Annotated in this window: 17 protein-coding genes; 7 read left to right on the top strand and 10 right to left on the bottom strand. The window is 45.9% G+C overall.

All coding sequences use genetic code 11. From position 1 onward, the window contains the following. Positions 1-6: 6 nt before the first annotated feature. A complete protein-coding gene (locus ACJB0T_RS05335) occupies positions 7-894 on the bottom strand; it encodes a sugar phosphate isomerase/epimerase family protein (RefSeq protein ID WP_479292498.1) in 888 nt (295 codons plus the stop codon). Between the two features lie 176 nt (positions 895-1,070). Here ACJB0T_RS05335 and ACJB0T_RS05330 point away from each other — a divergent pair, with 176 nt between their 5' ends. The 3 genes from ACJB0T_RS05330 to ACJB0T_RS05320 are packed head-to-tail and all read left to right on the top strand — an operon-like array spanning position 1,071 to position 3,620. After that, positions 1,071-2,279 (top strand): acetyl-CoA C-acetyltransferase, encoded by a 1,209-nt coding sequence (locus ACJB0T_RS05330; RefSeq protein WP_479292497.1) that lies wholly within the window; start codon positions 1,071-1,073, stop codon positions 2,277-2,279. A 10-nt stretch (positions 2,280-2,289) separates the two neighbouring features. Then, on the top strand, positions 2,290-2,943 hold the full coding sequence (locus ACJB0T_RS05325) for a CoA transferase subunit A (RefSeq protein WP_446647123.1): 654 nt from the start codon (positions 2,290-2,292) through the stop codon (positions 2,941-2,943). Continuing rightward, a complete protein-coding gene (locus ACJB0T_RS05320) occupies positions 2,943-3,620 on the top strand; it encodes a 3-oxoacid CoA-transferase subunit B (protein ID WP_418642611.1) in 678 nt (225 codons plus the stop codon). The genes ACJB0T_RS05325 and ACJB0T_RS05320 overlap by 1 nt, the downstream gene beginning before the upstream one ends. Positions 3,621-3,712: 92 nt before the next feature. On the opposite strand, the gene ACJB0T_RS05315 is transcribed toward ACJB0T_RS05320, so the two are convergent. The 6 genes from ACJB0T_RS05315 to ACJB0T_RS05290 all read right to left on the bottom strand — a co-directional run bounded on the left by ACJB0T_RS05315 (position 3,713) and on the right by ACJB0T_RS05290 (position 10,846). Further along, complete coding sequence (locus ACJB0T_RS05315) at positions 3,713-4,402, bottom strand: oligogalacturonate-specific porin KdgM family protein (protein ID WP_162631331.1); 690 nt, start codon at positions 4,400-4,402, stop codon at positions 3,713-3,715. A 310-nt stretch (positions 4,403-4,712) separates the two neighbouring features. Further along, positions 4,713-5,888: a tetratricopeptide repeat protein gene (locus ACJB0T_RS05310; RefSeq protein ID WP_479292495.1), complete on the bottom strand. Its 1,176-nt coding sequence runs from the start codon at positions 5,886-5,888 to the stop codon at positions 4,713-4,715. Between the two features lie 121 nt (positions 5,889-6,009). Then, a complete protein-coding gene (locus ACJB0T_RS05305) occupies positions 6,010-6,846 on the bottom strand; it encodes a MalM family protein (protein ID WP_479292493.1) in 837 nt (278 codons plus the stop codon). A gap of 64 nt (positions 6,847-6,910) precedes the next feature. Then, positions 6,911-8,212, bottom strand: coding sequence for a maltoporin LamB (gene lamB, locus ACJB0T_RS05300; protein WP_353498815.1), 1,302 nt, complete (start codon positions 8,210-8,212; stop codon positions 6,911-6,913). Between the two features lie 468 nt (positions 8,213-8,680). Further along, positions 8,681-9,490: a MalM family protein gene (locus tag ACJB0T_RS05295; RefSeq protein WP_479292491.1), complete on the bottom strand. Its 810-nt coding sequence runs from the start codon at positions 9,488-9,490 to the stop codon at positions 8,681-8,683. A 75-nt stretch (positions 9,491-9,565) separates the two neighbouring features. Continuing rightward, positions 9,566-10,846, bottom strand: coding sequence for a maltoporin (locus ACJB0T_RS05290; protein ID WP_446647128.1), 1,281 nt, complete (start codon positions 10,844-10,846; stop codon positions 9,566-9,568). 438 nt (positions 10,847-11,284) lie between these two features. Here ACJB0T_RS05290 and glgX point away from each other — a divergent pair, with 438 nt between their 5' ends. Beyond that, positions 11,285-13,246 carry a glycogen debranching protein GlgX gene (gene glgX / locus ACJB0T_RS05285; protein WP_479292489.1) on the top strand — a complete coding sequence of 654 codons (1,962 nt, stop codon included), beginning with the start codon at positions 11,285-11,287 and terminating at the stop codon, positions 13,244-13,246. Between the two features lie 168 nt (positions 13,247-13,414). Further along, a complete protein-coding gene (locus ACJB0T_RS05280; protein ID WP_479292487.1) occupies positions 13,415-15,190 on the top strand; it encodes a sensor domain-containing diguanylate cyclase in 1,776 nt (591 codons plus the stop codon). An 80-nt stretch (positions 15,191-15,270) separates the two neighbouring features. On the opposite strand, the gene ACJB0T_RS05275 is transcribed toward ACJB0T_RS05280, so the two are convergent. Further along, the gene (locus ACJB0T_RS05275) at positions 15,271-16,146 is read right to left on the bottom strand and encodes a LysR family transcriptional regulator (protein ID WP_479292485.1); all 876 of its coding nucleotides are present in this window, start codon (positions 16,144-16,146) and stop codon (positions 15,271-15,273) included. A gap of 148 nt (positions 16,147-16,294) precedes the next feature. Then, on the bottom strand, positions 16,295-17,452 hold the full coding sequence (locus tag ACJB0T_RS05270) for a BamA/TamA family outer membrane protein (RefSeq protein WP_479292483.1): 1,158 nt from the start codon (positions 17,450-17,452) through the stop codon (positions 16,295-16,297). Between the two features lie 543 nt (positions 17,453-17,995). On the opposite strand from ACJB0T_RS05270, the gene ACJB0T_RS05265 reads away from it, so the two are divergent. Both ACJB0T_RS05265 and ACJB0T_RS05260 read left to right on the top strand, forming a co-directional pair. Continuing rightward, positions 17,996-18,682 carry a DUF2057 family protein gene (locus ACJB0T_RS05265; protein ID WP_479292481.1) on the top strand — a complete coding sequence of 229 codons (687 nt, stop codon included), beginning with the start codon at positions 17,996-17,998 and terminating at the stop codon, positions 18,680-18,682. Positions 18,683-18,743: 61 nt separating this feature from the next. Further along, a complete protein-coding gene (locus ACJB0T_RS05260; RefSeq protein ID WP_479292479.1) occupies positions 18,744-19,352 on the top strand; it encodes a GDSL-type esterase/lipase family protein in 609 nt (202 codons plus the stop codon). Positions 19,353-19,445: 93 nt separating this feature from the next. Here the strand turns inward: ACJB0T_RS05260 and ACJB0T_RS05255 are convergent, their stop codons facing one another. After that, complete coding sequence (locus ACJB0T_RS05255; protein ID WP_479292477.1) at positions 19,446-20,834, bottom strand: SLC13 family permease; 1,389 nt, start codon at positions 20,832-20,834, stop codon at positions 19,446-19,448. Positions 20,835-21,112: the final 278 nt, after the last annotated feature.

The following is a 21,112-nucleotide window of genomic DNA, read 5'->3' as shown; positions in this document are numbered from 1 at the left end:
TCACGATTAAACACCTATGGACGTTAAGTAGTGTCTGCTGCGCTGCAAATCATCCACAACACGGGTGAGTGCACGTTTATTGTGCTCATGCTCTACAACGAGCCAGCCTTGATAATCACTTTCTCTGAGCGACGAGAGTACGTGCGTCAATTTAATGTCTCCATCACCTAGCGGTGTCACCAAGCCCGTCGCATAGGCGTCAACCCAAGGCTTTTTATCACGAATCGCAAGCCTTAGTTTGTCCAGCGACACATCTTTAAGATGAACGTGCTCGATACGGCGACCATATTGCTTAATGATGCTCACTGGATCCATACCATCCAGGAAGGCATGCCCAATATCGATACACAAACCTAGCTTGTGGTTTGGAATCGCATACAACACATAATCAATTTCATCTTGAAAGCTGATGTAGCCACCGACACCTGGATGCAATAAACATCTCAAGCTGTATTTCTCAGCAACCTCGATGACTTGATTAAGCACATCGATTAACGCGTCTTTCTGCGTTTTATTAAGTCGAGGCGCCGTCGCGCTTTGACCGACTGAGGTATTGCGTTCAGGGTGATTACCTTCCATCAAAAGCAGCGTCCTAACACCTAGCTTACTTAGACGAATACAGGTTTTTTCTGTCTCGTCGAGAATATGGCTTAAGGCGTTTACATCACTAAACGGCAGCTGAAGTTTACCCGCGCAAATGGATAACCCGCGGGTTCGACATGCGCTGCTCAGTAGTGACTCATCGTCGGGGAAGTAGTCAGTTGGGCCAAGCTCTATCCCTTGATAGCCACAATCACTTGCTTCCATTAGCACCTTGCCCCAGCTTGGGTTTTCTGGATTGTGAGACTCTTCAATACCCCAGCAGCATGGGGCGCACGCGATTCGATTCTGCATAGCATCTTCTCCAAATGGTTGTGGCTCCAAGATAAGAGTTAACTCATAAAAAAGACGTGATCGGACGCCAACTTGGTCTTTGCAAATCTGCAAAGCGGCTTTGAATTCCTGCCTGTAACGCTCCGACTCATCAGCGATTTAGACTGTTGTTAAGCTTGAACATTTAGGAGACAGGCATGGAACGTGTTTTTATCGTGGCGGCAAAACGCACGCCAATTGGCAGCTTCAATGGTGCATTAAGTGCACTATCGGCATCGGAGCTTGGCGCGCACGCTATCCAAGCTGCGCTTGAACAAGCGGACATCGCGCCAGATATGATTGATGAAGTCATTGCAGGCAATGTACTTACCGCAGGAACCGGTATGGGGCCTGGAAGACAAGCGGCATTAAAAGCTGGGATACCGGACTCCGTGCCCGCGTACACGCTTAATATGATCTGCGGCAGCGGGATGAAGACCGTTATGGACGCCGCCAGCCACATTCGCGCAGGGGATGCAGAAGTGGTGGTCGCGTGTGGTATGGAAAGCATGTCAAACGCTGCATTTATCACTTCAGGACAGATCCGCCGTGGTCAGCGCATGGGTCATTTCCCCCTTGAAGACAGCATCATCAAAGATGGTCTTACGGATGCGTTTCATCAGTACCACATGGGGATCACCGCTGAAAACATCGCGAAAAAATTCAGCCTGTCGCGTGAAGAACAAGACGCTTTTGCCCTCAGTAGTCAGAACAAAGCGGTGAACGCCATTAAAAACGGAGACTTCGTCGACGAGATCGCCCCCGTTTCCATCGTCAATCGACGCCGTCAAACTGAGGTAAAACAAGACGAATACCCCAAAGCGGACTGCAGCTATGAGTCCTTACAAAATCTCCGTCCCGCTTTCGATCCAGAAGGTACGGTCACCGCAGGCAATGCCTCTGGTATCAATGACGGAGCCTCCGCCATCCTTCTTGCCTCAGAAAGCGCAGTCACGAGACTGAACCTAAAACCGCTAGCAGAAGTGATTGAATATGGACAAGGTGCACTCGCCCCTGAAGTGATGGGACTTGGCCCAGTCCCCGCCATTGCGAATACGCTAAACAAAGCGCATCTGTCGATTGACGATATTGACGTATTCGAGCTCAACGAGGCGTTTGCTGCGCAGGCACTTGGCGTTGTCCACTCACTTGCAGAGCAGCATAACATCGATGCGCCGTGGCTGCTTGAACGCAGCAATTTATCGGGAGGTGCGATTGCACTTGGACACCCAATTGGCGCCTCAGGCAACCGTATTCTCACCACCTTGGTGTATCAGCTTCACAGAACCCAGCAAGACCTTGGTTTAGCGTCACTATGCATAGGTGGCGGTATGGGTACAGCTGTCATTCTAAAACGTTGTAGCTAAGGAGTTTGAGATGAAAAAATCTGCAAATGCCGAGCAGCTTCGTCCTCTCTTTCGTGATGGTATGACCATCATGATCGGTGGTTTTATGGCAACTGGCGCGCCTGAATCCCTGATTGATCTACTCAACGAGTGGGACATTAAAGATATCACGTTGATTACTACTGACACCGCTTCACCCGGTCGTGGTACCAGTAAGCTCATCGCGCAAAAGCGTGTCAGCAAACTCTATGCGTCCCATATCGGTTTAAATCCAGAAACGGGCAATCAAATGAACGAAGGCACGCTTGATGTTGAGCTGGTGCCCCAAGGGACATTGGCTGAGCGAATTCGAAGCGGCGGGGCTGGCCTTGGGGGCGTACTCACGCCAACGGGTCTTGGCACTTTGGTCGCTGAAGGCAAGAAAGTGATTAACGTAGGTGGTAAAGACTACCTACTTGAAACGCCACTTAAGGCCGACATTGCCTTAATTCGTGGCTCAGTGGTCGACACTCGAGGCAATGTGTTTTATCGCAAGACAACACAAAACTTCAACCCTTTAATGGCGACCGCTGCTGACACTGTCATCGTGGAGCCGGAAAGCATTGTCAACCTAGGTGACATTGAGCCCGAGTCAGTACACACACCTAGCCTGTATGTGGATTATATTTTGACGGAGGATGCGTAATGACGACCCTACTGGATAAACACACCATTCGTCGCCGCATCGCATGGCGCGTCGCTCAAGAGATGCATGATGGCGATATCGTCAATCTTGGCATTGGTTTACCAACGCTTGTGGCCAACGAAGTCGACAAGGAGGTGGAAATCTTAATGCAAGCAGAAAACGGTTTGTTAGGAATCGATAATCTGGCCACCGAAGACAATGCAGATCCGGATCTCGTTAATGCTGGGGCGCAGCCTATTACTGCTATCCAAGGAAGCTGCTATTTCGATAGCGCAGAATCGTTTGCCATTATTCGTGGAGGACATGTTGATGCCACTGTCCTTGGCGCCTTACAGGTAGACGAAAACGGCAATCTCGCTAACTGGATCATTCCAGGAAAAATGGTACCAGGGATGGGTGGTGCAATGGATCTTGTGGTTGGCGCCAAAAAGGTCATTGTAGCGATGGAGCACACGGTGAAAGGAAAACCAAAGTTGCTACGTCAATGTTCACTGCCGCTGACCGCCGTTAATCAAGTTGACCTGATTGTCACCGAAATGGGCGTTATTGAAATCACTCCGAAGGGAATGCTACTGACTGAGCTTGCACCTGAATTTAGTATCCAACAAGTGCAAGCAGCAACAGAAGCTACGCTACAAATCAGTGAAAACCTGCGAGTGATGTCTCTGCCTGAATAAAGGACTCTTAAACACCTCATGAACGAAAAATGCCGCTCAACAAGAGCGGCATTTTATTAAGAACTGTTTGACTTTAATCTACAGCAAGCAGATTAGAAGTTGAACGTTACACCCACACGAACGCGGTTTTCAGTTTTCACTTCAGCGTTTTGACTTACGTAAGTCTTGTCTAGGATTTGGTAATCTAGGTAAGGTGCCCACGTGTCGAAACCAGTGTATTTAACTTGGAACGTGTGTTCCCATTTGCTGTCTGCACGAGAAAGATCGCTGTTGATCTTACCGCCGTTGTTTTGTGCGATGTAAGCTGGGTTATATTCTAGGTTGAAGTCTGAAACGTTGTAACCTACCCATGCGTCAACTTGGTTTGTGTTCTCAACACCATCAGTTGCCGCTTGGAAACGGTAACGTGCTGCAGTGTAGAAGTTACCTGTTGCGTAAGTCGCTTTTAGGTAAGGACGGTATTCTGAGTGGCTAGTACCGTTCCAGTAAACGAAACCAGGAGTTAGAGTTACGTTGTCGTTGATTGCGTAGTTGTAGTTTAGCTCGGTCTCGAACGCTGCTACTTTGTGGTCGTCTTGGCTAAACGCGCTATCGCCGTGGCCTTGAGTACCTTCTAGGTGAATTTCCCAATCTTCAGCAAAGCCCATGCCTGTGCGAACACGGCTTTCATAAGTTTTTGCTTCTGTGTTGTAAGCACCACGAACGTCAACGTAGTTTGCGCTTGCTGGAAGTGCAACTGCTGCAACTAGTGCCGCTGCCAATGTCATTTTAAAAGTTTTCATTAAAAGCTCCGTATAGAACAGGAATGCCATAAATGGCACGGATTTAATGTGCGAACGACAAGGCCACTGCCAAGCATCCTTGAAGGTCACACCGAAACTGAGCTCAGAATATTTTTTTGAACATTGTTTTTGTCATGGAAGTGTCAAAGGCAAACATTGAGTGACATCGATCACACCAACTTAGCCCACAAAGCCCCCCAAATGAACATTAAGGAAAGGTAAAAATAACAATAGTGAAACAGAAGTTCACATATGATTCATCAAAGTCATGTATGACAAATATAGAAATCAGAATTGATTGAAGGATGCTTTATTGTGAATAGTGAGTATCATAACTGGAGTAGCTGTATGAGTTTGCATTACCCCCGGCAACATCCTCAACATTTGAAGAGGCGACACTCTCAGTCTCGCTTGGCTTTGCCTCTGGCGAGACGTCAGTTTCTGATACACCCACTGCATCAGACTCGCGATCCAGCACAAGTCCAAACAGAGGTAAATCTCGTTTATAGAGTTTGTTAAGAGCGCGAATCAACGAGTGTTTCACGACCGGAGCAAACTGCAGTTTTTTCAAAACAGGCTTAGCAAGTGACTGCAGCCCAACAACCGAATCAACACCTAAAGTGCTTCCCACTGCATCACGAGCCGATTTAGCGGGCTCATAGCCCATGTACGCTGACATAAATAACCAAATATAGGCAATAGCTGCACCATTAGGCTTTACATCACGCCAAGCTTCGCCCGCAAAATACATCGCTTCGACATTGCCTTTTTCTGCGGCACGTTCAAGCCAGTAGCAAGCGCGCTGACTGTCTTGCTCAACGCCCACCCCATTTAAGAAGTTGAGCCCAAGCTTGGTCATGCCCTCTTCACTTTGTTTGTCCGCGGCTTTCTCAAACCACTGAGTCGATTGCTTTGGCGATGGTATTGGGTTCTCAGGAGAAATGCTCCAATCTCCCATAAACAGAATCGCTTCAAGGTTACCTTCTTCAGCCACCTCTTGAATTTTAGCGACGCCTCTTGGGATATTGCGCTCAACACCTTGACCAAATATTTGCGCTTTTGCAGCCTCAAACTTAGCGTGCACGTCACCTTCGGCACCAGCAATACATAATCGCCAATAATTAGCTTGCTCACGAAGGACTAGGTCTTCACGTTTTTTGTCACTGAGGCGCACGATGCCGTACATAGAAGTGATATTGTCGAGCTCCGCACCTTTGTGATACCAATATAGCGCTTCGTTAGGTTTGGTTCTCTCTGCCTCTTTAGCGAGATAAAGAATGGTCGGTACATGACCGGTTTCCGCCTTAAAGACGCGATCTTGCCTCTCTTGCTGGCGCGCTTTTTCCATCGCCCGACGATAAGCGGCCTCTCGCGCAAGACGCTCTTCCTCCATACGCTTCTTGCGCAGTGAAAGGGAAAACATCCAGACGAACACCAGCAACAGTGACAAGCTGGTAGCGCCAATAGCAATGGTAAGTGTCGACATAATTGAGTGGCTTTTGTGGTAACGGTTACTCTCTATAGTAACGGCTGATTGCGCCAACAATTAAGTGCGATTGTCGATCAACACCACGCTTTTACACTAATCGGTCAATTATTCTTCCTTTTTACTGAGAAGCAGACGCATTCACCGCTTTGTTGAACGCCTCGCGCGCACCTTCCACCCCAAGAGACTCTGCCTCTTCAAGTAAACTTACTGCTTTTTTTAGTTGGTTATTATCAACGGCATGGGTGATCGCTTGACGGTAAAACTCACTCGATTCTTGAGTCGCTTTTACCGGAATGACCTTGCTCTGAGTAACTTGTTCATCAGTTATTGTTGGATTGGCTTGTAGCTTACGACCATCAATAGCAATAATAACCTCACCTTGATCACTAAAAGGCACCTGAATATCTTTCACCTCAGGCAAATAGTTGCCCCTAGCTTTGGCATCAAGCTTTGCTGGGTGAGTTACCGTCACGCTGCGAGTCGTAGCTTCTGGCTTGGTGTACACCACCAACATGAGCTTAGAGGTTGTACTTGGCACAGCAAATGTGAAGTTTAGAGCTAAACGATTTCCCAAATGGAAACGTGCAGGCAGATAATCAAATTCATTCAAATCATATTGCTCAACCACGCTGCCATCATCACGGATAACGGCCACATAAGGAGCAAAAGCAGAAGAAGATATCAGGCTAGTGATTGTAATATCGAGCACCCCTGAAGTGATTGGCAGTGAGGCGACAGCAACCGGGCTCTCGACGCCGTCTATGACATAGCGCTGGCTATTCTCATCAATTCGAAACGTCTGTTCACTCGGTGCTTTCATTGCCAGCACGTTGAGGCTAGCGGGATCGAAAACCGTTGCCTGAGAGCGAAGCGGCGCTTGCTCGACAACGTCAGTGCTTTGACATCCAGCGAGTAACAAGCAGCTACTGATCAGGGTCGTCGATAGTTTGATCATGTTCGTCTCCAAAAAAGGACGAAGTCACCTTCGCCCTGCATCTATTAGGTTAATGAGTAAAACGTTAGAACCACGCTTCCACTTGTACGCCTACAAGAAATTCGTTTTTCTTTGATTTGTCCGCAAGCTGTGCGCTGTCCGAACGATCATTTAGGTAGGTGCCATATACGCGAATTTCAGGACGAGCAAAGAAGCCTTCACCCATAGAAAAAGCCTGCGCAACCGTCAACTTGCTGCCTTTTTTGTTACCGTAATTGCTGTAGTTTTCAACGTAAGTACCCGCTTCAAATACCGTACGCACTGTGTCAGTCCATTGGTACATTGGGCGAATTACTGCAGAGAACAAATCATGGTCAGTCTTAGCACGGTTCGTCGCTGAAATTGCCGCGTCTGTCGATCGTGCAGCAAGGAATTGGTGACCCATTTCCCACTTCTCACCTAGGCTAATCACACCCCAGTTCAATAGTCGAACACCTTGTGCATCGTTGTTCGCACCGTCGCGGCGATCGAAATTACCACCGTTACCAAGGTCGGCCATTTGTGCGCCGTACGCGCTGTTACCGTATTGCACAACCGTTTGGTTAAAGCCGGCTTCCATATTTTGGTGAAGAATAGCGGTAACCAATGCGCCATCATCTGCTTGTACGTTGGTATTACCTGAGGCAGTGCCTGTAGAGAAGTTGTACGCACCTGCAACCTCTAGTGTTGCATCTTCCCAAAGGTTAATGTTCGCTAGACGTACGTCAGCGATGTAACCTTTGACTTCATCTTCTTTGTATTTATCTTGCTGCTCCCAGCTACCTTCAACACCAGGGTTAGTACCAGGCTTTTGTACCCACTGTTTGCCATCAAGCGTTTTTTGCTTTGAGCTACTGTCTTCAACAAGCGCAAGCGACAGTTTTTGATTACCTACAGAGATGTTCTCGATACCACCACCAGTACCAGATGTGTTTAGGAAGTAGAAGTCCGTGATGTGTACGTCACGACGTTGGTAGTAACGCTTACCAGCCCATACTGTCGCTTCTTTGTCTGAACTGAACAGACCCGTCGCTTGTACATTGTATTGTGCAACGTTGAAGTCACCATCTTGCCAGCCATTTGTGCCGCTGTTGCCAGAAGCAATCATCGATTCCACGCGCCACGTTTGCTCACCCGTTTTTAGATCTTTACCAAAACCGAACTCTGAGTAGTTGTCGTTCTCGTTACCTAGACGACCCACTTTTTGCTTCTCGTAGTTGGCATCACCAGTTCCATTTGAGCTGAGCGCAGTGCCCGCACGAAAATAACCAAAATAATCCACAGCGAAAGACGGCGCAGCAACAAGTGCAGTAGAAACAGCTGCAGCGACTAAACATAATTTTTTCATTATTAACTCCGATTTTTATCGTTATATTTCTCAATCGACATTCAAAAAGGCAGCAGAATGTAAGATGTGATGAGAAAGTTGTCGGAGAGGAGAATAATGATGTCAATTTTGATGGAATAGAGGCTGTTATTGATAATAGTGGCAGTACTTCTAAGCACCTCCCCTTCTTCTTCAATAGTAATTGGCTACAGTTTTGGAACTTTTATTTTCACTTCGGAATGAAATTTGACGTTGAGCACGGAAAAGCATGAATGACGCTATTAAAAAATGACCAAAGTCACACTTTATTGGCAAATCAGCACTGAAGTAACAAATGCCAGCTATTTGAACAATGTCACTTTTTGAGGTTAATTGGATGTGAACCTGACGGCGGTATATTAGAGGAGAAAAATATAAACCCCGAAAACATTGAGGGATGAATTATCTCAAAGCATTTTCAGGGCTAATAATAACTATTTTGTGAATGTGCTATTTTGCATTAATTGCTTTAACAAAGATCTCTTGGGCACCTTCAATATTCAGTGCTTTGGCTTCATCTAGCAGGCTAAGTGCCTTTGGTATGTTGTCTTCTGCAACCGCTTTTTCTATTGCGGATTTGTAGTATTCTTCACTGGTTGCAGCAGATGGTATATATTCGTTTTCCGTCTGCTCGCGCTTCGTTACAACATTATTAGCATCAATTTTAACGGTCAAAGTACCATAGAGTGAATGCAGAATGACAGGATCAGCGATCTCTGGTGGTTGGTTGCTTCGAGCTTTCGCATATAGCTTGGCAGGATGAGTCACGGTGGAGCTACCCGCTATATCTTCTTTTGTTGAGTACACCAAGATATGCAGCGCTTTAGAATCATCAAAAGGGATTACCGTTACTTTTGCAGCATATTGGTCAGGATCTAAAACCTTCGCCTCTCTGTACTCAAATTCAGAAAATCGCTTTTCACCTAACACACGGCCTTTATCGTCAGTGACCTTAAATGAAGGCGCATACATACTACTTTCTTTAACTACTAAACTTGCTACCTCAACATCCAAGCTACCGCGATTTCCATCGACAGTAAATGTAGCAACAGGACTTGCTGTTCCATCCAGCAGCAAAATTTGAGAGTTTTTACCAAGCTCGGTCGTTACATTCGCTGGAAGATCCAGCTTTGTCCAACTCAAACGCTCAACCGATGTAGAAACCTGTTGAGAGGGCTCCACATCACTAGAAATAACTTGTGGTGCAGAGCACCCTGCTAGTGAGAAAGCCGCTACTAAGGGCAACCATTTATACTTCATAATTACTCTCCGAAAAAAGAGTACAGCCAGACTAGCTGGCTGTACATGATTAACGTGGTTAGCTATTGCGCTAGATTACCACCAAGCTTCAACTTGTACACCAACTTGCATTTGAGATTTGCTCTCGCCGCCGTTGAACTTATAGCTTCCATCTGTTTGACCGTCAGCATCTTGGTTTAAGTAAGACGCGTAAACACGTAGTTCAGGACGAGCCCAGAAACTTGAACCTGCTGACCATGCTTGGGCGATAGTAAACTTGCTGTTTGTTGTCTTAGAACCATCGTTATCATCTTGCGAGTAACCTGCTTCTAGGATTGTACGCATGTTGTCGTTCCACTTATACATTGGACGAACAACTGCAGAGTATGTAGTCCATTTGTCTTGGCCATCCCACATACCTTCACCAACACCGTAAACTAGCTGGTGACCAAACTCAACGTTCTGACCGACTTCTGATACACCCCAGTTGATCAGGCGGTAACCAGATGCGCCAGAGTTTGCTTCTGCGCCGTACCAGCTACCGTCACCATAGAACGCGAACGCTTTTGAGTAGCCTTCTGTACCGTATTGAACTACAGTTTTGTTGAAACCGCCGCTCAGACCTACAGTCAATTCAGCCGTACCCATGAAACCATTTTTTGCATCTTTAGCAGCTTGCGATGCTTGGTCAGTTTCATTTAATAGAGCTGCGTTACCAATTAACTCAAGTGATGCACCTTCCCATAAAGGAATACCAGCGTAACGAATGTCTAATGTATTAACATTTAGTGCACCGCCATCGTTTCCTGCGTCTGGAGTTTGACCAGTGCTTGGGTCACCATCTTGAACACCGTCGTTGCGATCGTTGCGAACCCAAGCTAGAGAAAGCTTACCAGGACCTGCTTCGATACCCTCAATACCGGCACCTGCACCTGAAATATTTAGGTAGTAGAAGTCACTGATGTGAATATCTTTACGTTGGTAGTAACGCTTACCAGCCCAAAGAGTTGCTTCCGGAGCAAAACCCAAGAACCCTTTTGCTTGAACGTTAAACTGACGTAATGCAAACTTTGCATCGTCGTTTTCAGTACTTTCCCAGTCGTTTGAACCGTTCGAAGTCATAGCAACCATAGAGTCAACATACATCGACTTACCGTTGTCGTTGTATACTTCTTTACCTAGGCCAATCTCACCGTAGATATCGCCTTCGTTACCGAGACGACCTACTTTGTTTTTCTCAAAAGTCGTTTGCTGACCACCGTGCTCACTAGCACCAACACCAGCACGCATGTAACCATGAAAATCTACATTCGCCATTGCTTGACCAGCAGCCAATACACCTACCACCGCAGCAGCAATTACACTTACTTTTTTCATTTAGAAAACTCCGTTTAACTTATTGTTATATTCAATTTCTTTGTTTCTAAAACGCTTCAGAGGCAGTACCGAAGTGTCTCAGACTTGAAATATCGGTTAGGGTCCCGAGTTGATTGAACAATTGCAGATTAACGAAGTCGTGTAATGGAAGCGTCCTCCACCCTATAGATAGTTAAGGGGGATGAGAAAGGAGTAGAAAAATAACCGTATGGCGTTTTTATAGGAAAGATCACAATTCAAGGGGGGAGTAGTATAGATAGGAGTAATGTTTTGACGCGCACAATATGCTTTACATCACTATTTTTAACTTTTAGGTAAGAAAACTGAAATTAAATTACATTTAAAATTCTGTGATCTTCGCTTGACCTAAAGTTTACAAAGCTATTAACTAGTGAAAGTAAGATTAATGTCATTCACGAACAAATAGAAAAAATCTCTATGACGCAACATCAATCTAGCCCTTATCCGCTGGGTGCAACACTGGATGAAGCCGGTTGTAACTTTGCTATTCATGCACCCGATTGTGAGGCTATTTATCTCGCTCTCTATGATGACAACAACAAACAAGAGTTGTTCCCACTTTTTAACAATTATGCCGGAATCAAGCATATTCACCTTAGCGGCATAAAAGCCGGGCAACGTTATGGTTTTGTCATAGAATCGTGCGAAGAACGTCAGTACATAGCTGATCCCTACGCAAAAGCATTAGACAAAGCACTGCATTATGTCCCACCGTTTTCAGCCGAAAAAAGTTTCGAACTGCCAACTTGCGTGGTCGTCGATGATACCTTTGACTGGCAACAAGTAACATCACCCAACATTCCTCGTGAAGAAATGGTGTTGTTTGAAACTCATGTCAAAGGGATTTCTAAGCTTAACTCGCAAGTACCGGCTTCAGAGCGTGGCACCTATCTTGGATTAGTCAGTGATGCCATGCTCGCTTTCTACAAAGAGCAAAACATCAATACTCTGCAGCTACTGCCGATTGCCGCTTGTATGCACGAGCCTCATCTTCTACAAATGGATAAGGTGAACTATTGGGGTTACAACCCTTATGTGTTTATGGCACCCGATCCACGCTATGCCCGCCAAGATGCAGTAGAAGAGCTCAAAACTACCATTCGTGAACTGCACAAAGCAGGTATCGAAGTGATTCTTGATGTGGTGTACAACCACACAGCTGAAGGTGGCGATCAAGGTCCGGTCTTTAACTTGAAAGCCTTAGACTCCAAGTTCTATCTTCGTCATGGCGAGTACTTCGCGAACTACACTGGTTGTGGCAACACCGTCGATCTCAACTACCAGCCTGCTCTTAACTTGGTCATGGATACACTTCGTTATTGGGTACAAGAGTTTAAAGTCGATGGGTTCCGCTTTGATTTAGCGGCCACATTAGGTCGAAACGGTGATCACTTTAATCGTGAGGCCGCCTTTTTCCGCGCAGTGGCTCAGGATCCTATCCTCAAAATGACCAAATTGATTGCCGAGCCTTGGGATATCGGGCCAAACGGCTATCAAGTCGGAAACTTCCCATTTGGTTGGAATGAATGTAATGACCGCTTGCGTGATATCACACGTAGCTTCTGGCGTGGCGATCAAGGTTACTTAAAAGAGTTCGCGACTCGTATCATGGGCTCCCGCGATTTGTATAGCGCTGCCAATTGGCCATATAAGCTGACCGTTAACTACATCACCTACCACGACGGGTTCACCATGCAAGATCTTGTCTCGTACAAGCATAAGCACAACGAAGCCAATGGTGAAAACAACCGTGACGGCCACGGTGACAATCGCTCAAACAACTATGGCGTAGAGGGCGATACGGACAACCCGGTTGTACTCGCTACGCGTGAGAAGCAAAAGCGCAATTTCATGGCGACTTTGCTGTTTTCGTTTGGTATCCCGCACATTCTTACCGCAGATGTGCTATCGCATACCCAGCAAGGCAACAACAACGCCTATTGCCAAGACAACGAAATAAGTTGGCTCAATTGGGAAACCAGTGAAGCTAAACAGCATTTCCAACAATGGCTTGCAGAGATGCTGGCTGCACGCCAAAAATATATGGTGCCGTTCATCCGCGCCTTTAGCGGTGAAAAGCGCAACGACAACCGCATTTTTTGGAGTCGCGTCGATGGAAAATTAATGAGCATGGAAGATTGGAACCGACTAAGCAGTGTCGCTCTGCACATCGGTATTGGTGAAGATGGAGACGAACTGGTCTACCTCATCAACCAAACCAAAGCTCCGGCTCGTTTCTCTCTGCCGAATGATCGTAATCAAGTTTGGAAAACCATCTGCGATACCCACATTTCAGATGCCGAAATCGGTCATGCCGAAGGTGAAATCTTGCAAGCGCCTATGTCGATGGCCATTTTGCATTACTCCGCTCAGTCTTAACTGACGACATCGCCACTAGACTGTTCGCTAATCACCCACAAAGAGCTCACTTATTGAGCTCTTTTTTCGTTTGAATTGATCTGAGTTATTGATAAACCAATTAAACCTTTAAAAGCTACCCATAATCAGTGATAGTAATGAGGTAGTGTTCAATTTGTTTTATATGTTATGTCGTTACCTAAGCTGTTGCTCCGCCTGTTTAAACCGCTCACTTTTGTGTTAATTGCGGTACTTATTTACCTGTCCTATCAGCACTATCTGCGCTCTCAATCGCTGGCTAAATCTCAATCTCAAGATAATGTAAAGGTAGCGACGGCCTTAATCTGGTCGCAAATCGAAGCGACTTTTGCAAAGGTAGATCTGTTGCAAGAGCAAGTCGGTACAGCTAACTTTGCACCTCTTGCCAACCAAATACTTGCCAACAGTTATTTGTACAAAAGCGTTGCGGTTTATGACCGGCAAGCGGATCAATACGCCAATTTTAATGATGACCGACTCACTGCAAACAGCAAAAATAATATTGAGTGGCATACTTTTGATGGATTTACCCGACAATACGCCGTCTCAACCTTGTATCAGAAATCCGATGGGTTTTGGGTATTTGCCATCAAGCAGGTTCAGTATCACAGCCCAATCGAAGTGTGGTTTGAAGTGGATGTCCAGCACACCACGCAATATCTATCGAACCTAAAAACACTGAATAGTGGCTATGTCTTTGTTATTGATAGTAGGACGGGGAAATTGGTATTTCATCCCAACCCAAACCGCATTGGTACCTCTTCGATTAGCTATCAAGGTGGTTTAAAAGAGCAGATTGATGCAGGGAGAACGCGTGGCAGCTATGACTACTTTTATAATGGTGAACTAAAGAAAAGTGTTTTCGATGCTCGAAACCCAATTGGTTGGGTCGTCATGTCCGGCACCAGTCAAACTGATATCCTGTTTACGTCTTACCAGATTTCTCTCACGGCCATCGTCGTTTTCGCGCTGCTGTTTTTAGTGATATCGGTTAACTACATCACTTTCCAGCTTAATCAAGGACTGTCTCAACTGACTCTAGCGACAAACATGGCTGCCTTTAAGCAAGACTTGAAACATATCTTTGATCGATTTACCTACCACGGTGGCGTCCAATTTTGCTTGTACGATGAAAAGGCAAACCAATTCAATACTATCGATTATCACGGCAATACCAAAGCCAGCTATCAACTCGACAAGTTGCCAGCGTATTTTAAGTCCCGTGGCATTAACTACCTTTACAGCAACGAGCACGATCCCCTCGCGAAGCAACTGCAGATAAGTGGACGACACTACGCCCTTCCACTCTATCACCACGATCGCTTGATAGGGGTCATTTATGTCAAAAGTGTTTTCTATGCTTTCGAAGGACTCATGCGCGCTATACGTGACTTTTCTGAAGTGGCGTTGGCGAACCTATTGCTAAGCAAACAAGTGGCAATGAATGACCCCCTCACTGATCTAGAAAACGAGCATCATATGCGCCAAGAACTGACGAAAGCGAGCGATAGTGAGTCACTATTTTATGCAGTGATCGATGTATGTGGCTTAACTGCGATCAATGACCGTTATGGCAGCGACATTGGTGATAAAGTGATCAAGCATGTTGCTAGCATTGTGAAAAGAAGCTTCCCTAAACCTCAATCGCGCTGCTTGGCACGCTCCAACAGTGGTCATTTTGGTTTGCTATTTGGCGCCAATGACTCACTAGATGCGCAAAAGCAACTCGAGTGGTTAAGGCAGCTTGTCGAAAAAAGCCCACTGGTTAATGTTCAAGATGACATCGTCAATACCGTCTCTATAGGAGCGACACCCATAGAGGGATCGGCGGATGGTACGCTCAGTCTCGGTCTTAAAAATCTTCAACAGGCAAAGCTTCAAGGGCGAAACTCTGTGTATCTGTATCCAAACGAACTTAGAGCTTAAATCCATCAACCACAAAAAACCTCGCCGTTCAGAAAGCGAGGTTTTTTGTTTATTCTGAGTCAATGACCTAAGCTTTACGCTTAAAAAACGCCAAGCATTTCACAAAGATATTTAGCCGCAGGACCCAAGCGTGTATTTGACTTCCAAAGGACATCTGCGGAGTTAAGCATCTCATAACGCTGGAACTCAGGCCTAAAGTCGATCAGGGTGCCCATGGCTTGCTTTTCGACGATGTAGTCTCTAGGCACGATTGCCCAACCAATACCCTGCTCCACCAGCTTAATCACATCCTCTTGATCATCGGCTTGCCAGATATCTTGTGAGAATGCGCCTTGAGCCTTGAGGACTTTGTTCTGCATCATACTGCGACAAACGATTTGTCTTTCACCAAGCAAGGTTTCATTGCTGACTTGCTGCATATCGGCAAAAATGGAATCTGGGCTGCAGATACACACCCACTCAATATTCGCAATGGAGATAAAGTCCACGCCTTCTGGCACGGCATCCGCCGCCAAGTTAAAGCCGAGTTCCACGTCATCATTGATAATAGCGTTAGTCAGATGGTGAGCACTCAAACGTGATACATCCACTTGAGTGAAAGGAAAACGCTGCGACATTTTCTCAATCGCCGAATCCAGCAAAGAGAATGGCAACAGCGGGTCAATGGCAATTTTCAGGGTATCTTCGACGCTGTCCACACTGGCTTTGGAGTAATTGCGGATCCGCTCAGCCTGACGCAACAACACTTTCGCTTGTGCCAACATGCGCTCACCTTGCGGGGTAAGCTTAGGATATTTTGTGCTTCTATCGAAAAGCGTAATGCCTAAATCGAGCTCAAGGTTATTCACTCCAATACTGACGGAGCTTTGACTCTTACCAAGATGCCTCGCGGCCGCAGAAAATGAACCTTGCTCTGCCGCAGCGACGAATGCCACCAGCTGTTCAATATTCAGCATACTCAACCCTTTGATTAATTAATTGATAAGCGTACCATCGTAAAACAATAGCACATAAATTGCACCTAGTTATAAGCATGGCAAATGACCACAAGCCACTCATTCGCAATGGTTATTTGTAAGTGCCAAATTGGTAGTTCAAGCGTGTTTAGAACGCTTCACCAAATCGAATATAGAAGCTAGTGTTACCCATTTTAGATACCGCAGCATCGACACCTACAGTAAATCGCTCTTTGGCATTAAGTAAATACCTGACACCAATACCTGCTGACGGGATCACTTCTGACTTAACTGAGTTTGCAAACTGGCGGTCTTCGTTGCGCACCACTGCGGCTCCAGCAAAAGCGACACCGCTCCACAAAGTAGAAAACTTGTGGCGATACTCCACTTCAGCTTGATAGACTGAGCTGCCTCGATACTTATTCCAGTCCGCACCACGTAAATCAGGCGTCACAAACTCATACTCCGGTGCATCACCCAGCATTTCCTTACCAATCACTCGATACGCTAAGACATCGTCACCAATTGGGAAATACTGGCTAACCTCAGCGTCTAAACGATGAAATGGCTTGCCGGTGCGTTTATCTTTTGAGTAGTGAAGTGTACTCAGATCGACATTGAGACCTTCTGTCGCCCCCATCATGTTATCTCTTGAGTCATAGGTCATAAGAAAACCAATGGCGTGGTTGCTGCCACTCATTTCTTGTTCAAATGCTTTCTTGATCGCAGGATCGGTTTTTTCGTTGAGCTCTGCATTGCCGCCACTCCACAGTCCTTGAACGCCGAAATACAAATCATCGACAATTTGCTTACGAACTTCACCATAGACAAAATTGGAATATGACGCGTATTGGGCGGCTTTCGGAAGCTGAGCACCGATACGCCCCGTGTATTTAAGGTTTAGACTGAAGTGTCCAGCATAAAAGCCCGCTCGCCACGCATCATAGGCAAACACGTGCTCGTGACCAATGATGGCCATACCACTGTCTGAATCTGTATATTGACCATAGAACATACTGGTCGATGGATTGGTCGCACCTTCTTCACGATCGTGGATGTACATCGCGTTTACGCCTAGGCCTACGCCTAGCGCATCATCGGTAATTGGAACAGGGAAAGCAGCAAATTTTCTATCGGGTAGCGCTTCTGATGTTTCTTCAGCCTTGGTTGGTTCTTCAGGATCGACTAGAGCTGATTTGGCTTGAGGCTTCTGCTGTTCGGTGGCAGGTGAGTCTTGTGCCATGGCAGGAGAAGCCGAGCACAGCGCAGCCAAGATCAAAGACAAAGGACGTTTTGACATCTTCAAATGAAATCTCTTTAAGTACAATAGGGTTGACTACAATCGCACTGAGATTCCATTCATTTAACCCATCTGCTGTACTGGGTCATTCAGTGCTCGTTGAGCGATTCTCGCTTGGGGGCGATGCTACTAGATTCAATTTTCATCGCCAAGCCAACCTATTCGATTTATATATAGTACTCATCAACAGCCAAGCAATTTAAATTGACGTTGCATTGTTCGGTTTCGTTAACAATTTTCATCGCCTCTTAGCTAGGTCACCTGTTGCATTTTAGAAAATATTGGTTTCCTTTATTTGGTTGAATTACTTTATATTCACAACATAAACAGAGAATTAGCGATTTTTATAAACTAACAACACAATAAAGCACCGAATAAACCAAACCAATGTCAGTTTTTAACGAAATTCAGCCAACCCGTGCATCACAAGATTGCAAAGTGTCGCTAACCTAGGCAAGCTAAACACCGAAATCTGAGCTAACCTCAACGTAAACAGCTTGAGTTCGCTTGAACACACCATGATTCACATATTCTGCTAGGGAAATAAAAATGAAAGCATCCAATCTGATTGCTGCTGCACTACTCGTCGGTTGTAGTAGCCTTGCGATGGCTGACGTGACCATCAAAATACCTGACAATGTTGATCTTCTTTCTGTCAATGCAGGCGACCCAACCACAAACTCAAGCGGATTTTTCTCATCTGGTGCAACAGCCACGCTACCCGATGGTGTCAATCAAATCGTGTTTAAATATGAACCTTTCTTTGATGTGAATCGAGATGAAAGAAAAGTGATTTCTAGCAAAGCCATCATTGCCCGCTTTGAAGCAACTGATGCTGAATTGACCCTCAATGTCCCAACGTATCGAGATGCACGCCAAGCGCAGAAAAACATCGATAACTTAGAGTGGTCACTCACTGATAAGAACGGCCAAGTTGTCTCTGTGGTTGAAGACAAACTTATCAAAGATGGTATGCAAATTGGTCGCGACTATAACCGTGAAGCTGATGACTACAACCGCAAAGGCGGTGTAGCTGCACTTACTCTGGCAACAACAGCGGCTGTCACGACAACGGCCACAACAGCTGCAGCAACGACCGCTGCACAGCCAACCACGCTACCTGCAACCGCTCCAGCCGCTGGTGACAACACGGCGGAAGAGATGCTGATATTCTGGTACAACAAAGCGGACGTAGAAACTAAAGCGCGCTTTAAAGACTACATTAGCAAAAACTAATCGCTCAAAAATTACCAAGCCGCTCCTATTGAGCGGCTTTTTCGATCTTAAGAGAACAATTATGAAAAACATCGTATTACTCGGTGATAGCCTCACGGCTGGCTGGGGTCTTGCTAAAGGTGAAAACTGGTCATGTCAATTAACGAGCGAGTACCCGAACTTTTCATTTACCAACTGTGGTGTACCCGGTGACACGACAACGGGAATGCTGTCTCGATTCAAATCACAAGTATTAGAAGCAAAACCTGACGTTGTTGTGTTATTTGGTGGATTGAACGATCTCAACTGGGGCATCGATATTAGCGTTGTGGCTAGCAATCTCAATAGCATGATTGCTCAGGCTCAGCACCATGGTATAAAACCTATCCTTGTTGTCACCAGTGCCATAGACCCAGTAGGCGCGCTTCCGATGTTTGGCAACCAGCCAAGCAACGTAGAACGTTTAAGACAGTCTGTAGAGACATTGAGTAACGTGCACAGCAAAAAACTTAAAATGATGTACGGTCATGGGGAGACAGGCATTGAGATCGTCGATGCCTACCAAGCGTTTGAAACCTATGCCCAGCAAAATGGGTACAGCGATTTGTATCAAAACGACGGGATCCACCTCTCCAAATTGGGAGCCGAGATCATCTTTGATAAGCTCAATTGCTTAGTTGCAAAAATTTAGTGACTCAAACTCACAACAACGCCCCTACTCCATCGGAATAGGGGCGTTTTCATTGGAAGTGCTCAACTAAGGCTAACATTCAACTGAAACTAGCTAGGCCCAGAACGTCACCGCAATCAGGGTCAAGGCACCAATACAGGCAATGTTGAGCAGAATACCAATTCGCATCATTTCTTGCTGCTTAATATGACCTGAAGCAAACACAATTGCGTTAGGTGGTGTAGCAACAGGCAACATGAAGGCACATGACGCCGCAACAGCGATAAGCACCGACAAGATCACTGGAGACATACCAAAGGCTTCGGCAACGCTGGCAAAGACAGGAATAAGCAGCGCAGCACTGGCCGTATTACTTGCAAACTCTGTTAGGAAGACAACGAAAGCAACAATCACCAAGATAATAAACAGCATACTAAACTGAGAAATCAGTTCGCTGAGCTCATTCGCCAAGAACACACTCGTCCCTGTCGCTTTCAGCACATTGCTTAAACAGATACCGCCACCAAATAACAGTAATACACCCCAGTCAGCGGTTTTCTCAATGTCCTTCCAATGAACCACGCGGGCAAAGTTAACGGCGACAATCGCACACAATGCCACAATAGTATCGAACTTCGCATAGCCACCTAACATGGCGTTGATTGGCTTACTAAAGATCCAGAAGAACACGGTCAAAGCGAAAATCAGTAAAGTAACGATTTTACCTTTGTCCCAATTTACAGGCTCATGACTGATTTCAAATTCACCGTCGAGTTTTGGTTTAAGTACAAAAAACAGCACAGCCAATGCAATCGGTAACAGGATAAACGCAGTCGGCAAGCCAAATGCCATCCAATCCGTGAATGTCATACCAATCTCGGCCGCAGCAATCGCATTTGGAGGGCTGCCGACCATCGTCGCGATACCACCGATACTGGCGCTGTAGGCAATACCAAGCAATACGAACACATAAGTGTTGTGACCACTTTCTTCATTCACTTTACTCAGCACACCAAGCACAAGAGGTAACATCATAGCTGCGGTTGCGGTATTACTGATCCACATCGACAGCAATGCAGTCACGCCGAAAAGCATAAACACGGCGACACTCATACGCCCTTTAGCCAAGACCAGCACTTTGTCGGCAACCACTTTGTCTAACCCTTGCCTATGCATAGCGGCAGCTAAAGCAAACCCACCAAGAAACAAGAAAATTATCGAGTTAGCAAAGTTGTTCAGCGCCGTTTGAGTATCAAAAACATTGAACAATACCGCGATGACAGGCACCAGAACTGCCGTGACTGTCACGTGCAAGGCTTCGGTAAGCCAAAGCACCGCGATAAAGGTCAATATACTGATGCCAAGTACGACATTTGATTCAAAAGGTAGAGTCGTATAGAGCACGTAAAACAGAACAATATCAGCAAGAATGATTAAGCTATTACGGTTAAAAAACCATTCTCGGGTATTGGAGGGTAAGGGGACACTATCGTTTCTATTCATTATTATGGCTTCCTTTAATCAATGGGCGGCTGCTCCCTTGAGGGGCTAGCTCAAGAAGAGCGCCCTAGAAACCACAAACATCACTAAGCAACTGAAAGTAGGCAAACTACCGTGGGTTTTAACTCGATGTAGTAATTGTGTATTGAGATAAAAGCCCAACACTCAGTATGGACGTAAGTGGAACCAAACTATGATCCCACATACCCAACCATTTACATAATGCAAATACATCAATTCGTTAACCACATCAACATTGTGGATACATAAACATAACTTTG

The sequence above is a fragment of the Vibrio sp. CB1-5 genome (assembly GCF_059412285.1).
The sequence above is the reverse complement of the archived record's forward strand: the minus strand, read 5'-3'. Positions and strand labels throughout refer to the sequence as shown.